This window comes from Actinoplanes sp. NPDC000266, assembly GCF_042899005.1.
GTDB lineage: Bacteria > Actinomycetota > Actinomycetes > Mycobacteriales > Micromonosporaceae > Actinoplanes.
The window spans coordinates 720,446-736,193 of record NZ_JBIAZI010000002.1 but is presented as its reverse complement, the minus strand read 5'-3'; the positions used below and the strand labels follow the sequence as shown (position 1 = coordinate 736,193).

At 72.3% G+C, this 15,748-nt stretch carries 13 protein-coding genes; 4 read left to right on the top strand and 9 right to left on the bottom strand.

What is annotated here, in order from left to right; translation table 11 throughout:
* Positions 1–354 precede the first annotated feature (354 nt).
* Positions 355–918, top strand: a complete 564-nt coding sequence (locus ACFY36_RS09810; RefSeq protein ID WP_499745519.1) for a sigma factor — start codon at positions 355–357, stop codon at positions 916–918.
* On the opposite strand, the gene ACFY36_RS09805 is transcribed toward ACFY36_RS09810, so the two are convergent.
* The 4 genes from ACFY36_RS09805 to ppk2 form a co-directional block, all read right to left on the bottom strand.
* Positions 908–3,658 (bottom strand): helix-turn-helix transcriptional regulator, encoded by a 2,751-nt coding sequence (locus ACFY36_RS09805; RefSeq protein ID WP_499745518.1) that lies wholly within the window; start codon positions 3,656–3,658, stop codon positions 908–910. The two genes, ACFY36_RS09810 and ACFY36_RS09805, sit on opposite strands and share 11 nt — an antisense overlap.
* Positions 3,659–3,689: 31 nt before the next feature.
* Entirely contained in the window at positions 3,690–4,844 is a 1,155-nt protein-coding gene (locus tag ACFY36_RS09800; RefSeq protein WP_499745517.1) for a molybdopterin-binding protein, read from the bottom strand.
* 22 nt (positions 4,845–4,866) lie between these two features.
* Positions 4,867–5,727, bottom strand: coding sequence for a sulfotransferase domain-containing protein (locus ACFY36_RS09795; RefSeq protein ID WP_499745516.1), 861 nt, complete (start codon positions 5,725–5,727; stop codon positions 4,867–4,869).
* Positions 5,728–5,886: 159 nt separating this feature from the next.
* Positions 5,887–6,663, bottom strand: coding sequence for a polyphosphate kinase 2 (ppk2, locus tag ACFY36_RS09790; RefSeq protein WP_499745515.1), 777 nt, complete (start codon positions 6,661–6,663; stop codon positions 5,887–5,889).
* An 87-nt stretch (positions 6,664–6,750) separates the two neighbouring features.
* Here ppk2 and ACFY36_RS09785 point away from each other — a divergent pair, with 87 nt between their 5' ends.
* Positions 6,751–7,932, top strand: a complete 1,182-nt coding sequence (locus ACFY36_RS09785) for a cation:proton antiporter domain-containing protein (protein WP_499745514.1) — start codon at positions 6,751–6,753, stop codon at positions 7,930–7,932.
* On the opposite strand, the gene ACFY36_RS09780 is transcribed toward ACFY36_RS09785, so the two are convergent.
* The 4 genes from ACFY36_RS09780 to ACFY36_RS09765 all read right to left on the bottom strand — a co-directional run bounded on the left by ACFY36_RS09780 (position 7,919) and on the right by ACFY36_RS09765 (position 12,921).
* Positions 7,919–10,570 (bottom strand): cation-translocating P-type ATPase, encoded by a 2,652-nt coding sequence (locus ACFY36_RS09780; protein ID WP_499745513.1) that lies wholly within the window; start codon positions 10,568–10,570, stop codon positions 7,919–7,921. The genes ACFY36_RS09785 and ACFY36_RS09780 overlap by 14 nt on opposite strands.
* Before the next feature lie 35 nt (positions 10,571–10,605).
* Positions 10,606–10,884: a hypothetical protein gene (locus ACFY36_RS09775; RefSeq protein WP_499745512.1), complete on the bottom strand. Its 279-nt coding sequence runs from the start codon at positions 10,882–10,884 to the stop codon at positions 10,606–10,608.
* A gap of 118 nt (positions 10,885–11,002) precedes the next feature.
* Complete coding sequence (locus tag ACFY36_RS09770; RefSeq protein WP_499745511.1) at positions 11,003–11,965, bottom strand: FecCD family ABC transporter permease; 963 nt, start codon at positions 11,963–11,965, stop codon at positions 11,003–11,005.
* Positions 11,962–12,921 carry a FecCD family ABC transporter permease gene (locus tag ACFY36_RS09765; protein WP_499745510.1) on the bottom strand — a complete coding sequence of 320 codons (960 nt, stop codon included), beginning with the start codon at positions 12,919–12,921 and terminating at the stop codon, positions 11,962–11,964. The genes ACFY36_RS09770 and ACFY36_RS09765 overlap by 4 nt, the downstream gene beginning before the upstream one ends.
* Before the next feature lie 99 nt (positions 12,922–13,020).
* Between ACFY36_RS09765 and ACFY36_RS09760 the strand changes: the two genes are divergently transcribed.
* Both ACFY36_RS09760 and ACFY36_RS09755 read left to right on the top strand, forming a co-directional pair.
* Positions 13,021–14,040 (top strand): iron-siderophore ABC transporter substrate-binding protein, encoded by a 1,020-nt coding sequence (locus tag ACFY36_RS09760; RefSeq protein ID WP_499745509.1) that lies wholly within the window; start codon positions 13,021–13,023, stop codon positions 14,038–14,040.
* Positions 14,037–14,771 (top strand): siderophore-interacting protein, encoded by a 735-nt coding sequence (locus tag ACFY36_RS09755; RefSeq protein ID WP_499745508.1) that lies wholly within the window; start codon positions 14,037–14,039, stop codon positions 14,769–14,771. The genes ACFY36_RS09760 and ACFY36_RS09755 overlap by 4 nt, the downstream gene beginning before the upstream one ends.
* On the opposite strand, the gene ACFY36_RS09750 is transcribed toward ACFY36_RS09755, so the two are convergent.
* Positions 14,719–15,744 (bottom strand): LacI family DNA-binding transcriptional regulator, encoded by a 1,026-nt coding sequence (locus ACFY36_RS09750; RefSeq protein WP_499745507.1) that lies wholly within the window; start codon positions 15,742–15,744, stop codon positions 14,719–14,721. The genes ACFY36_RS09755 and ACFY36_RS09750 overlap by 53 nt on opposite strands.
* Positions 15,745–15,748: the final 4 nt, after the last annotated feature.

Below are 15,748 nucleotides of genomic sequence, written 5' to 3'. Positions count from 1 at the left end.
AGAAAACCGCCCGCACAAATCGAATCGAGAAAGAATTGCGAATCGGACGATAGGGCGGTGTTTCTTGTTTCCTGATGGATTGCCACTGGTTGCTCGCGGGTAACAAAGCCGCTTCCGGCGCCGCCGCCGGGAGAAAGCGCAGATCAGCGCCGTGATTTTCCACTTGAACGCGAGCGGTGACGCTATCGTCACCCGGCAATACGCGTCCGGTTCACCGAATCCTATTGTCGGAATGCCGATGAGGAAAGAGCCTCACCCGTGACAACCACGGAGGCGACCACGGTGTCCACGGGGCGCGGGCCACGGGGTCACGGGGGAAGGCTGGTCACCGGGAGCGGACGAAGGGGGCGGACGGTGATCGGCGAGTGGGAGGCGGCGCGCCCGCGCGTGCTGGCGGCGGCGCTGCACGTCATCGGCGAGCGGGCCGAAGCCGAGGACGTCGTGCAGGAGACCTGGCTGCGGTGGGAACGCGCCGACCGTACGGCCGTGGCCAACCCGCCCGCGTTCCTCGCCGTGACCGCCGTCCGGCTCGCCATCAACGTCAAGCAGTCGGCCCGGTGGCGTCGTGAGACGTACGTCATGACCGAGGCGGTGGAGCGCGGCCCCGGCCCGGAAAAGCTCGCGGAAAGGCGTCAGGCGGTCGACTCCGCGTTACGCATGCTGCTGGAGAGATTGACGCCCGCCGAACGGGCGGCCTATCTGCTCCGCAAAGCATTCGACTATCCGTACCGCCACATCTCACAGGTTCTGGGTCTGGGGGAGGACCATGCACGCCAACTCGTCCGGCGGGGGCATCAGGCGCTCGCCGGCAAGCGACGCCAAGCGGTCGACACGAATGAGCACCGGCGGCTCGTGCACGCCTTCCGGGCCGCCGCCGAGGGCGAGCTCGCCGGGTTGGAGCGATGCCTCAGGCGGTAGCCGCCATGCCCTCGGGCAGGCTGGCCCGGATCTGCTTGCGCGACGCGATGCCCAGCTTCGCGAAGACCTTCCGCAGGTGCCACTCGACGGTGTGCGGGCTGAGGAACAGCTGCGCGCCGATCTCGGGGTTGGTCAGCCCGGCGCCGGCCAGCCGCGCGATCTGCGCCTCCTGCGCGGTGAGCGCGCTCGCGACGGGCGGGACCGCGCGCGGGCGTACCGTCTCGCCGGTGGCCTGGAGCTCGCGCCGGGCCCGCTCGGCGAAGGCCTCGGCGCCCATCCGGCTCAGCGCCTCGTAGGCGGCGGACAGCTGCTCGCGGGCGTCCACCCGGCGGCCCTCGCGGCGCAGCCACTCGCCGTGGAGCAGCCGGGCCCGGGCCAGCTGCGCCCCGACCTCGGCCCGGCCGAGCCGCTCGATCGCCTCCCGGTAGAGCTCGTCGGCGGCCGGGCCCTCGCTGACCTGGGCCCGGGCGCAGGCCGACGTGCCCAGCGCCCAGTCGGTGCCGGCGGCCCGGGCCAGCTCGTCGAGGCGCTCGGCGGCGGCCGCGGCCCGCTCGGGCCGTCCGCTGCGCGCGGCCGCCTCGACCAGCTCGACCGTCGACCAGGTGGACAGGCCCAGCTCCTGCGGGTTTCCGGCGCCGCGCTCGGCCGCCGCGTACGCCTGTTCGTACCGGCCCAGCCCGTTGTAGAGCACCGCCTCGGCCCACTGGGTCGCGGTGAGCACCTTGCCCTCACCGCGCAGGGCCCGGTCGCGGGTGATCGCGTCGACGACCTCACGGGTCGCCTCCTCGCGCCCGCGCCACGGCTCGAGCACCATCGCCCCGTACTGGGCGAAGAACCGGCTGCCGGTCGCCTCGCCGATCGCGGTGGACTCGGCCACCAGCGACTCGGCGGCGCCGAACTCGCCGGCGAAGACCCGGTTGGACAGCCGGAGCAGCAGCGCCGACGGCAGCACCGACAGCGCGCCCACCTCGCGGGCCATCTCGGCCAGCCGGGCCGACAGCGCCGACCAGGTCGCGAACTCCCAGGCGTCGTGGGCCATCCGGCAGGCGAACGGCAGCCAGCCCAGCCCCTGCTCGCCGGTGAGGTCCGCGACCGGCAGCGCCGACAGGCCCTCGCGCAGCATCGGCACCCCGGCCGCGTAGCCCTCGGTGGCGATGGTGGCGAGGCCGTCGAGCAGCCGGCCCGTCTCCGGGTCCGGTCCGGGCGGCGCGGCCAGCGCGGCCCGGGCCACGTCGGCGACCTGGGCGCCGCTGGGCAGGCGGCCCGCGGTGAGCGAGGCGTAGAGCGCGTCGCGGTACGTCTCGCGGGCCAGCCCGGCGTCGATCGGCTCCAGGCGCCGGGCCGCCTCGAGCAGCAGCGGCAGGGCGGCCCCGGCGCTGCGGGAGGCGAAGACGATCTGGCCGCGCAACAGATGGGACGAGGCGAGGCCGCGGTCGCCGAGCGGGCTCAGCTCGGCCGCGTCCAGCAGTTCGAGCGCGGCGTCGAAGCCGCCGGCGCTGTAGGTGGCACGCGCGGCGGCCAGGGCGCGTTCGCCGCGGCGTACGGGATCGGGGGAGAGCTCGGCCGAGCGGGCCAGGAAAGCCGCGGCCGCCGCCACACCGCCCCGGGCCTGCGCCCGGCCGGCCGAGGCCTCCAGCTCGGCCGCGACCTCCTCGTCGGCGCCGACGGTGGCGTTCGCCCGGTGCCACGCCCGCCGATCTGGGTCCGACCCGTCGGTGGCCTCGGCCAGCGCGCGGTGCGCCTCCTGCCGGTCGCCGGGCTCGGCCGCCCGGTAGGCCGCCGAGCGCACCAGCGGATGGTGGAAACGCACCCGGGCGCCGAGGGTGATCAGCCCGGCCGCCTCGGCCGCTGACGCCGCCGCCACATCGACTCCGAGCCGCTCGGCGGCCCGGGTCAGCAGGGTGACGTCGCCGACCGGCTCGGCCGCCGCGATCAGCAGCAGGCGCTGCGTCCCGGGCGGCAGCGCGGCGACCCGGCGCAGGAAGCTCTGCTCGATCTGCCCGGCCAGTGGCCGCGCGTCGGGCCGGCCGAACCCGCCGGCCAGCTCGGCCGGGGAGAGGCCGCGCGGCAGCTCGAGCAGGGCGAGCGGATTGCCCTGCGTCTCGGCGACGATCCGGTCGCGGACGCGCTGGTCCATCCGGCCCGGCGTGACCGAGTCGAGCAGCGCGCGGGCGTCGGCGTCGCTGAGGCGGCCCACGTCGAGCTGGGGAAGGACGCCCGATTCCTTGTCCGCACCCTGGGAACGGACGGCCAGGACCAGGCCGATCGGCTCGGCCAGCAGCCGCCGCGCGACGAACGTGAGGGTCTGCGCCGACACCCGGTCGAGCCACTGCGCGTCGTCGACCAGGCAGAGCAGCGGCCGCTCGGCCGACACCTCGGCTAGCAGGCTCAGCACGGCCAGCCCGACCAGGAAACGGTCGGGCGGGGTGCCCGCGGCCAGGCCGAACGCGGTGGCGAGGGCGTCGCGCTGCGGGGCCGGCAGCCGGTCGAGGCGGTCGAGGAAGGGCGCGCACAGCTGGTGCAGGCCGCCGAAGGCCAGCTCCATCTCGGATTCGACGCCGGCCGCCCGGGCGACCCGGGCGCCGTCGCCGGCGGCGTCGTGCAGGTGACGGAGCAGGGCTGTCTTGCCGATGCCGGCCTCGCCGCGCAGCACGAGCACCGCGCTGTGGCCGGACCGCACGGTCGCCACGAGCCGGTCGAGCGTCTCGCACTCCCGCTGCCGGCCGAGAAGCCCCGCCATGGTCATCACCCCGGCGCCGAGCGTATACCGCTCAGGGGACGGCGAGGATCGGCGCCGGGTCGCCGTCGGCCCAGGTCTCCGGCAGTACGGCGAGGGCGTCGGCCCCCGCCGCCGCCCGCAGGCCGGCCGAGCTCGTCCCGGCCGCGATCCGCCAGGCCGCGATCCGCCGGTCCGGGTCGCGGCGCACCGGCACGATGCGTACCCCGCCGGGCATCAGCTGGGCCGTGCCGCCGACCGGGACCTCGGGCAGGGCGGCCGGCGGCCGGCCGCCGAGCGCGGTGAGCAGCGGCTCGAGCAGCGTCAGGGCGGCCACCAGCCCGGCGAACGGGTTGCCGGGCAGGCTGACCACCCAGCGGCCGTCGGGCAGCTCGGCCAGCGCCTGCGGATGACCGGGCCGGCAGGCGACGCCGCGGACGTGCCAGGTCGCGCCGAGCCGGCCGAGCACGCCGTGCAGGTGATCGGCGGCGCCGGCCGACGACGAACCGGACACGACGACGACGTCGGTGCGGGCGGCCGCGAGCGCCGACTCCAGCAGGGCCGCGACGTCGCGCACGTGCCGGCGTACGACCGGCTCGGCCCCGGCCCGGCCCGCAACGGCCGAGACCAGCCCGGTGAAGCTGTCGCGCACCTGGCCCGGCCCCGGCACCCCGCTGTCGACGACCTCGTCGCCGGTGACCAGCAGCGTGACCGCCGGCGCGCGGTGGGCCGTCACCCGCTCGGCCCCGGCCTGCACGGCGGCGGCGACGACGGTGGCGTTGACGGCCCGCCCGGCCGCGACGAGCACGTCGCCGGGCCGGACGTCGTCACCGGCCCGGCGGATGTGGGGCCGCCGGCCGAGCCGGCCGGTCACGATCGTCCCGTCGAGAGTGCTGTCCTCGTACGGCAGAACCGCGCTGGTGCCGTCCGGGACGACGGCGCCGGTGGCGATCTCCACGGCGGCGCCGTCCCGCAACGGCTCGGTGTGCGCGGCCCCGGCGAGCACCCGCCCGGTCACCGTCCAGGGCCCGGAACCCGACACCGCGTACCCGTCCATGGCCGCGGTGTCGAAGGCCGGAACCGGCCGTACGGCCTCGATCGGCGCCGCCAGGACACGCCCGGCCGCCGCCTCGACCGCGACGCTTGCGGCCGGCAGCGGTTTCGGCGTGGTCGTGGCGATGACGTACGCCTCGTACCAGGCCGTCTGCACACAACGACCTTACTTGCGCCCCCTAGACTCGGTAGGCGGGGTAGCCCAGCCGCTCCACCATGTCACCCGCGGCCTTGACGAAGGCCTCCTGGATGTCGTCGTCGAAGTGGTTGCGCCAATCGCCCGGCTCGCCCTTGCGGTAGTGCGACACCGCGCCCGTGCCCTGCCGGTCGTTCATCCGCGAGAAGCTGTAGCGGGCCAGCAGCGTCGCCATGTCGTCCGGCGGGATGTCGATGCCGCAGTGGCGCATCAGCGCGTCGACCTCCCGCGCCTGGTGCTCGCCGGTCAGGTCCTCGTACCGGAACAGGCGCACCTCCTCGGACTCGGGCGCGTTCACCCACGACTTGAGCGAGTTGAACCGGCCCTTGGCCGCCAGATCCTCGATCAGGAAGATCAGGCCCTCCTTCTTGGGCCGGGCCTGCAACTCGCGGCGCAGCTCGAGCACGTCGCCCATCGGCGAGTGGGAGTCGCGGTTGGAGAAGTAACTGGAGACCACGAGATCGCGTGGGTCGCGCAGCACGTAGAAGGCGCGATGGTCGGCCGGCTTGTCCACCTTGTCGTAGCGGTCGCGGGCGATGAACAGCGACAGCGCCACCCGGCCCGGCGGGCACAGGTTCGGATGGCTCCAGTTGTAGTAGCGCGGGTCGTAGGTGAGCAGCCCCGAGTGCCGGAACACGATCGGATCGCTGAAGACCGCCTTGACCCATTGGCTGGCGGTCTTGCGGATCGCGCAGTGGTAGACATTGGTGAACTCGGATCGCGCCACGACCGGCACGGTGATCCGCAATTTGGTGTTGTGAGCCTCCAACATGGCCCGCCGGGCGAGAACTCGCGCTGCGTTGGGCGTGTGATGTTTGGCGAACAGGACAGCGTTGTTGAACATCGTCTGAGCCCTTGTCTTTCGGTGGCAGGGGGAGACGTTTCAACCCAAGTTGATCTTCAAATACGCGGTGTGACCTGCGTAAATGTTGGGTAGACGGACTTTACAACAAAGTCGACCCGATTGGTGCAGAACGACGCCTGTGTGGTTGCTGTACGTTTCTCAGTCCCTGGAGAACGGCGCCGGAATGTGCGCGACGGGAAGGTTCGGCTCGCGGTATCCGTTCGCTTTCTGCCGTCGCGGAAGCTTCACGTCGCCCGGCTTCAGTGGCTGGTACGGGATGGTGGCGAGCAGATGCGTGATCAGATTGAGCCGCCCGGTCCTCTTGTCGTTGTTGTCCACGACGTGCCACGGCGCCCACTCGGTGTCGGTCGCGCGGAACATGTCGTCGCGCGCCCGCGAGTAGTCGTACCACCGGCTGTAGGACCGGAGATCCAGATCGGACAGCTTCCACACCTTGCGGGGGTCGTTGATCCGGCTCTCCAGTCGCCGTGTCTGCTCCTCCGGCGTCACCTCGAGCCAGTACTTGATCAGGATGATGCCGGAGTCGACCATGGCCTGTTCCACACCGGGCACGACCCGCAGGAAGCCCTGGGCCTGATCCTCGCTGCAGAAGCCCATGACGCGCTCCACGCCGGCCCGGTTGTACCAGCTGCGGTCGAAGATGACCACGTCGCCCGCGCCCGGCAGGTGCGGCACGTAGCGCTGGAGGTACATCTGCGAGCGCTCGCGGTCGCTGGGCGCGGGCAGCGCGACGACCCGGAAGACGCGAGGGCTCACCCGCTCGGTGATCGCTTTGATCATGCCGCCCTTGCCGGCCGTGTCGCGTCCCTCGAACACCACGCAGATCTTGGCGCCGGTGTCCTTCACCCACTCCTGCAACGCGACCAGCTCGCCGTGCAGGCGGCGCAGCTCGTGGTCGTACACCTTGCGCTTCATGGCCTTCATCTTCTTCGGTGTGCGAAGGCGCGCCCCTCATCCGCCCGGGGTGGTTTCGGGCCGTACGGCGTCATGGTCGGATCGGCCATGACCGCCGGTGCCCTGGTGCTGATCGCTCTCGCCGTCTTCGGGTGGGGCGTCGTCTCCACCCGCCTGGAACGCCTCAACCTGACCGCGCCCATGGTGTTCGTCGCGGTCGGCGTGGTGCTGGCGCTCGCCTTCGACGTCGACCGGCACACCGAGGGCGTGGCCGTGCTGACCGAGGCCACCCTGGTGTGGGTGCTGTTCTCCGACGCCTCCCGGGTCGGCCCGCGCGAGCTGCGCCACGACGCCGGCGTCTACGGGCGGCTGCTCGGCCTGGCCCTGCCGGTCACGGTGATGGCCGGAACGGTCCTGGCCTGGTGGCTCCTGGACCTGCCGGATCTGTGGCTGGCGCTGCTGATCGGGGCGGCGCTCGCACCGACCGACGCCGCGCTGGGCGCCGTGGTCATCACGCATCCCGCGGTCCCGGCCCGGATCCGCCGCATCCTCAACGTGGAGAGCGGCGTCAACGACGGCATCGTCACCCCGGTCGTCGTGATCGCGCTGGCCGGCGCCGCGTCGGGGGCGCCACTGCTGACGGCGGTTCTTCAGCTGGCCGGTGGGGCGCTCATCGGGGTCGCCGCCGGCGTGGTGGGTGGCCGATTGCTGCGGACGGCGGGGGAGAGCTTCGCCGGTCCCGCCGTGCTCGCGCTGGCGCTTCTGGCGTACGCGGGAGCGGTGGCGGCCCACACCAACGGATTCGTGGCGGCCTTCGCGGCGGGGCTCGCTTTCGGTCATGTCGCGGGACGGGGCGGGCCGCGCGAGGTGTTCTATGTGGAGCAGACCGCCGGACTGGCGTCACTGCTGGTGTGGACGGCTTTCGGAGCGATCGCGGTGCCGTTGCTGCCGGAGCGCTGGACCTGGGCAATGCTGCTGTACGCCGTGCTGAGCCTGACGCTGATCCGGATGGTCCCGGTGGCGCTGAGCCTGATCGGCGCCCGTTTCGGCCGGCGTACGGTCCTGTTCGTGGGCTGGTTCGGCCCGCGTGGTCTGGCGTCGATCGTCTTCGCCCTGCTGGCCGTCGAGGAACTGGGCCCGTCGGCCGACACCGCGGTCGCCGTCATCGTCCTGACCGTCCTGATCAGCGTGGTCGTCCACGGCCTGACGGCCGGTCCCCTGGCCGCTCGATACGGCACGGCGGCCCAGAGCGGCCCGGCTCCCGCCGCTCGTCATCTCACGCAGCCTTGAGCCGGCGCCGGATCAGCTTGCTGACCTCGATCGTCAGCGGCAGGACCAGGGCCAGCCCGAGACAGGCCAGCCACTGCCGGCCGTCGAGGGGCTCGGAGCCCAGGCTGCTGCGCAGGAAGTCGGCGCGGGTGGCCAGGACGATGAAGGCGACCGGGATCAGGCCGACGCCCAGGGCCTTGAGCAGCGGCGGCAGCAGGCCACTGGCCGGGTCGCGCCGGTTGGCCAGGGCGTTGAAGACGGTGCCGAGGCCCATCACGGCGAACGCCATGGTGACGTTGGGACCGAACACCAGGGGCACCAGGGCGGCCAGGAACAGCGCCACGGCGTACAGAAGCCAGAAACTCACGGCCGTGCGGTTGCTGATCGGCATCTGGGGGTCGCGTGGCGGGCGGTTCATCACCTCGGGGTCACCCGGGTCCATCGCGATGATGACCACGCCGGGGACGGTGCAGGTGAAGAGCAGATAGAGCACCATCGACGGGGTCAGGGCGACGCCGTCGTTGAGGTTGAACGCGGTGGCCGACACGAACAGCAGCACCAGCGACAGCAGCTGGGTCATCTGATAGCGGACGTACGCCACGATCTTGTCGTAGACGCGGCGGCCGATCTCGATGGCGCGGACCAGGGTGCCGAAGTTGTCGTCGGTCAGGATCATGCGGGCCGCCTGCTTGGTGACCTCGCTGCCGCTGCCCATGGCGACGCCGATGTCGGCCTGCTTCAGCGCGGCCGCGTCGTTGACGGCGTCGCCGGTCATGGCCACGATCAGGCCCTGTGCCTGCATGGAACGGGCCAGGCGCAGCTTGTCCTCGGGCGACACCCGGCCGAAGACGTGCAGCTCGGGCAGGCGGCGGGTCAGCTCGTCCTCGCTCATGGTGGCCAGCTCGGGGCCGCTGACCGCGCCCGGGCCGAGCCCGAGGGTGCGGCCGATGGCCTGGGCGGTCACCGCGTGGTCGCCGGTGATCATGCGGACGTCGATGCCGGCGCGCAGGGCGACCTGGACCGCGTCGCGGGCCTCGGCGCGCAGCGGGTCGATGATGCCGACCATGCCCACGAAGACCAGGTTGGTGGTCAGCGCCATGGGGTCGTCGAGCGACTCCGGCGGGTCCACGATCCGGGCCGCGAAGGCCAGCACCCGCAGCCCGTCCGAGGCCAGTTTCTCGTTGGCGGCCGCGAGCTCGGCCCGTACGTCCTCGATCGGCTGTTGCGGTCCCACCGCCTTGCCGGACCGGGTGCAGCGGGCCAGCACGACGTCGGGCGCGCCCTTGACCAGCTCGATGACCTGGGTGACGCCGTCGAGCTCGATCCGGTGGAAGGTGGCCATGAACTTGTAGTCGGAGTCGAACGGCACCTCGGCCAGCCGCGGATAGGCGCGGCGGGTCTGCTCGGCGTCGACGCCCAGCTTGGCCGCGAGCACGACCAGCGCCGCCTCGGTCGGGTCGCCCACCACGTCGCCCTGGTCGCTGACCGTGGCGTCGCTGTCGAGGGCCAGGCCCAGCGCGAGCCGGGTGAAGTCGGGGACGGGCACGCCGGCGACCGAGGTGAGCCGGCCGGTCTTGGCGTATCCCTCGCCGGTGACGCCGAACCAGTTGCCGGCCGAGTAGACGGTCGAGACCATCATCTCGTTCATCGTCAGCGTGCCGGTCTTGTCGGTGTTGATGGCGCTGGTCGCGCCGAGCGTCTCCACGTCGGTCAGGTTCTTCACGACGGCCTTGGCCGCGGCCAGGCGCTGCGCGCCCTGCGAGAGAAGCGCCGAGACGAAGGCCGGCATGCCGGTCGGGATGGCCGAGATGGCCATGGCCGTGCCCAGCAGCAACAGCTCGTCGATCTCCATGCCGCGGATCCAGCCGACCACCACGATGAACGCCACGGCGGTCCACGCGATGATCCCCAGCACCCGGGTGAGCGTGTCGAGCTCCTTGCGCAGCGGCGACCGGGTACGCGTGACGCTGGTGAGCATCGTCGCGATCTGGCCCATCTGGGTGTTCATGCCGGTCGCGGTGACCACCATGGTGGCCGTGCCGCGGGTGACCGAGGTGTTCTGGAACAGCATGTTCGCCTGGTCGCCGAGGCCGACGTCGTCCGCGTCGAGCGCGCTGGCGCTCTTGGCCACGGGCGCGCTCTCGCCGGTCAGCGCCGCCTCCTGCGTCTCGCAGGTGGCCGAGCGCAGGATCCGCCCGTCGGCGGGAACCAGGTCGCCCGCCTCGAGCTGCACGATGTCGCCGGCCACGACCCCGGGCGCGGGCACCAGCGCCAGCTCACCGTCGCGGATCACCCGCGCCTGCGGCACCTGCATGCGCGACAGCGCGTCGACGCTGGCCCGGGCGGCCAGCTCCTGCCGGGCCCCGAGCACGACGTTGAGCACGATCAGGAAGCCGACGATGAGCGCCGTCGACACCTCGCCGATGAGGACGCTCACCACGATGACGGCGACGAGCATCAGGTTCATCGGGTCGCGCAGCTGCTCCAGCGCCACGGCCAGGATCGACGGTGGCTTCTCGGCGGCGATCGTGTTCGGCCCGTTGCGGGCCAGCCGGTCCGCGGCCTCGGCGCTCGTGAGCCCGCGTTCCTGGTCGCTGTGGACGGCGGCGACCACCTCGTCGGCGCGCTGGTCGTACCAATGGTCGATCGTGCTCGTCATCGCCCTAGGTTGAGCGCCCGGCCTGGGCCGCTACCTCATCCGGTGAGGATGAAGGTGATGAACGTGTCCGGGGGCCGGTCCTCCAGGAGCGCCCCGTCGTGGATCTCCCACTTGTCGCCGGCCACCTCGGTGGCCACGCCGGACCAGAAGGCCTCGACGCCCGGGTTGTACCGCTGGAAGCCGATCCGCCACCGGCCCGGGAACCGGGAGACGACCTGGACGGCGGCGGAACGGCCCACCCCCGTAGGGCGAAGGGCCCTGACCACGAAGAAGGCGGCGATCGAGGTGCCGCCGCCCTCGGCCGGGGCGGTCATGACGTAGCCGCCGGTGCGCCCGCCGACGGTGATCAGGAAGGCGTGCCGATCCGGCTCCAGCCCGGTGAGGAAGCGGCCCGATGCGTACGGTCGACGGGTTTCAGAGCGACCGGCGGTGTCATGAGCTCAGCCTGCCACGGCGCCGCCGGGCCAGGATGAAAGCCAGGTAGACGCCGCCCAGGAAGCCGGTCATGGCGCCGACCGGGATCTGCCGGGGCGCCAGGGCGCGCTGGGCCAGCATGTCCGAGGCGAGCAGCAGGACCGCGCCGAACAGGGCCGAGGTGAGCACGACCGGGGAGGCCTGGCGGGTGACGCGCCGGGCCAGCTGGGGCGCGGCCAGGGCGATGAAGGCGATCGGGCCGGCCGCCGCCACGCCGGCCGCGGTCAGGGCGACGCCGACGCCGATGGCGGCCAGGCGCTGGCGGCGCAGGCCGAGGCCGAGGGAGATCGCCTTCTCGTCGCCGATCTCCAGGATGCGCAGCCCCGGGGTGCAGAGAGCGGCCAGGGGGAGCAGGACGGCGACCGCGATCGCGGTGACGGCCAGGTGGCTGCCGCGGCCGTTGAGGCTGCCGACCAGCCAGACGGCGGCGTTCTGGGCGTCGGTGATGTCGGCCCGGGTCAGCAGATAGGCGTTCACCGAGGTGAGCAGGGCGGCCACGCCGATGCCGACGAGGATGAGCCGGTCACCGGTGCCGCCGAGCAGCAGCGCGACCGCGGCGACGGCCAGGCCGCCGAGCACGGCGCCGGCCCCGGCCGAGAGCACGCCGGCCGGCAGCAGCAGGATCGCGGCCAGCGCGCCGGTGGCGGCGCCGCTGGTGAAGCCGACGATGTCGGGGCTGCCGAGCGGGTTGCGGGTGACGCTCTGGAACAGCGCCCCGGCCGCGCCGAGGGCCGCCCCCACGGTCAGGGCCAGGCCGATCCGGGGCAGACGGAGCTCGGTCAGCACGAACATGGCCTTCCGGTCGGGACGCAGCAGCTCACCGAGCGAGAGGGACAGGGTTCCGGTCGACACGGCGACGACGCTGAGCACGAGTGCGACCGCCACGAGAACGCCGACGGTGAGGGGGAGCCGCCGGGTCACAGCACGGCCACCTTCCGGGCCCGGACCAGGCCGATGAAGATCGGCGCGCCGATGACACCCATGACGATGGCCACCTCGATCTCACCCGGCCGGGCGGCCAGGCGCCCCGCGATGTCGGCCAGGAGCAACAGCAGAGGACCCAGGACCACGCTGTACGCCAGCGCCCAGCCCAGCCGGGGCCCGCAGATCAGCCGGGCCGCGTGCGGGACGGCCAGCCCCAGGAAGCCGATCGGCCCGGCCAGCGCGGTGGCCGCGCCGCAGAGCAGGGCCACGGCGGCCAGGCCCCACAGGCGGGTGCGGGCGGGATGCGCGCCCAGGGCGGCCCCGCCGTCGTCGCCGATGCCGAGCACGTCCAGCGGCCGGGCGATCAGCGCGGCGACCAGAAGACCGGCCACCAGCGCCGGCGCCGCCGGGGCCAGGGCGTCCAGAGACTGGTCGGCCAGGGTGCCGACGACCCAGAAGCGGTAGTGGTCGAAGGCGTTCTGGTCGATCAGGGTGAGCCCGGCGACCAGGCCGGTCAGGCTGGCGCTGATCGCCGCCCCGGCCAGGATCAGGCGGCCGCCCGAGCGGGAGGTGCCGCCGAGGGCCACGACCAGGATCGCGGCCAGTGTGGCGCCGGCCAGGGCGAGCGGCAGCGGGAACGGCAGGCCGAGGACGATGCCGAGCACGACGGCGGCGGCCGCGCCCGCGTTGACGCCGAGCAGGCCCGGGTCGGCGAGCGGGTTGCGGGTCAGGGCCTGCATCAGCGCCCCGGCCACGGCCAGGGCCGCGCCCACACAGAGGCCGAGGACCGTGCGGGGCAGGCGCACCGTCCACACGATCTGGGCGGCTTCGCCGTGCGCCGCCCACAGGGACGTGATGGGCAGCGAGCGCGCGCCGACGGCGAGCGAGGCCACCGTCGTGCAGAGCAGGAGCAGGAGGCAGACCACCCAGCCGGCGGTCAGGCGAGAGCGCACGATCACATCCCGGTGGAACGTTCCATCTTGAGGTGAAGTTAGGCTACCCTAACGGCGATTCGCAGTGATCAAGTCCCCCTTCGGAAAGGCCTCATCGCCATGCCCAGAATTCGGCGCCGTGCTCTCGGCGCGCTGCTCGTCGGCGTCCTTCTCGCGGCCGGCGGCTGCGGTTCCGCGGAGCCGTCGCCCGCCGCCGGCGACGACAGCTTCTCGGTCACGATCAAGCACGCGTACGGGGAAACGCACCTCACCCAGAAGCCGGAGCGCGTCGTCGTCGTGGGCTTCAAGGAGCAGGACTACTACCTGGCGCTGGGCACCGTGCCGGTGGCGATCCGCGACTGGTACGGCGATCAGCCTTCCGCGACATGGCCGTGGGCGCAGTCGTACCTCAACGGCGCCAAGCCGACCGTCCTGCCGCGAGCCGAACTCGACTACGAGCAGATCATCGGCCTCGACCCGGACGTGATCGTCGGCATGTCGGCCGGGCTCACCAAGGAGCAGTACGACACCCTCGCCAAGATCGCGCCGACCGTGGCCCAGCCGTCGTCCGACGACAACTGGGCGGTGACCTGGCAGGACATGACGCTCAAGACCGGTCAGATTCTCGGCAAGGAGGCTGAAGCCACCAAACTCGTGGCCGATCTGGAGGGCCGCATCAAGGCCGCCGGCGACAAATATCCGAGCCTGAAAGGCGCGTCGTCCGTCTTCGCCTCCGGTTTCGAGGGCCAGTTCTACGTCTTCAGCCCCAAGGCGACCGGCTCGCAGGTGCTGACCAGCCTCGGCCTGACCATGTCGGACGAGGTGGCCAAGCTGACCGACAACGCCGACGAGTACTTCACCATCAGCAAGGAACGCTTCGACCTGCTCGACGTGAAGGTGGCCGTCTGGTCGGAGGCGGCGAGCGACCCGCTCATCAAGTCGCTTCTGGCGAACCCGCTCTACGCGGACAAGGCCGTCCACAAGGAGGGCCGCGACGTCTTCCTCGGCCTGGAGGCCAACGGCGCGCTGTCGTTCTCCTCGGTGCTGAGCCTGCCCTACCTGCTCGACAAGGTCGTACCGGCACTGGCCACCGCGGCCGACGGCGATCCGGCCACCACCAGTGAATTCTCGGCCAAGTGAGCGCGGAGGCGGAGGTTCTGGCCGTCCACCGGCTCGGCGCGCGTTTCATCCGGGTCGAGTTGAGCGCGGATTCTTTCCAGACCATCGGAGCGCCGGACGAAGCGGTGACTTTGGAGTTTCCGCGGGAGGGGCGCAACTACACCATCCGGTCTGTGGACAACGGCGTCATAACCATTGATTTCGTACGCCATGAGCACGGCATCGCTTCCACGTGGGCCGAGAGGGCTCAGCCCGGGGACACGCTGAAGTTCGCCCGGCAACGGTCCTGGTACGCGCCGCCCGCCGGCACCGACTGGATCCTGCTCGCGGCGGACCTGACCGGACTGCCCGCGGTGGCCCGGATCCTGGAGCAGCACCCAGGCGACAAGCCGATGTTCGTTTACGTCGATTCGGACAGCGGCGGCTATCTGTCCGTTCCTTCTGTGGAAGGCCCGCTCATCGAGGGCATGCGCGCCTTCGATACGCCGCCGGGCCGCGGATACGTCTGGTTCGCGGGGGAGTGCGCCGAGGCGCGCCGCGCCCGCTCGTTCTGGCGCGACGAGCGGGGCTTCGCCCGCGACCAGATCGCCGCGGTCGGCTACTGGCGGCTGAACGCCGAGGACTGGGAGCGCCGCTACGAGAAGGTCAGCGACGACATCGAGCGCTACTACCAGGACCGGCTCGACGCCGGCGACTCGGTCACCGAGGCAGGAGACCGGGTGGAGGAGGAGCTGGAGCGGCTGGGCTTGTGAGAACGGTTGATTCCCGCAGGTGCAGGCGCACCGGATGTTCGATCTCGCCGCCCGAGTCACCGGCCAGCAGCCCGTCGAGCAGCGCCGCGCACCTGCGCCCCGCGTCGAGCGGATCGAGGTCGACGGAGGTGATCGGCGGCTGCCCGAGCCGGGCCGACGTCGTCTCGGTCCCGGTGGCCAGCGAGAAGTCAACCCCGGGCGTCCGCCCGTGCGCACGCAGCGCGGGCAGGGCGGCGGGAGCGGTGTCGGTCGGACCGCAGATCAACCCATCGACCGAGGGGTACGCCTCCAGCAGCCCGCCGACCGCGTCATCGATCTGCCGGGCCGTAGGCACCCAGTCGATGCCGGCGACAACAGGCGGCACGCCATGACGCCCACACCAGTCCCGATAGGCCGACCCGACCTGAAAGGCCCAGTCCCCGGTCTCGGGCGGCATCATCAGGGCGGGCCGCCGAGCACCCCCGGCCAGCATGGCGTCGAGCAGGTCGGTGGTGGCCCGGTAGTGGTCACACCAGAGAACAACATCGGGCCGGGCCATGCCGGCGCCGAAGGGCCGCTCGAAGCAGACACTGGGATGCACGGACTCGAGCAGCTTGGCGGCGGCCGGATCATCCTCATGAGGATCGGACAGGATCACCCCGTCCATCGGGGGAAGCGACTCCCCGCCGAGGATCACGGTGTCCCGCCCTTGAGACGACAGATGCTCCATGACCCCGAAGACGAACCGCATGTAGTACTCCGACGTGGACGGCACACCGGGCACATAGACGCCGACGGTCCCCGTACGCCCACCCCGCAGCCGCCGCGCGGCCCGGTTGGGCGCATAGCCGAGCTCGTCGACGGCGGCCAGCACGCGTTCGCGGGTGGGGGCGGAGACCCGCCCCGTACCACCGAGAACGTTGGACACGGTCGACTTCCCCACTCCCGCTCGCCGAGCCACATCATGCAGCGTCGCAGTTCGGCGGTCGGACATCCCC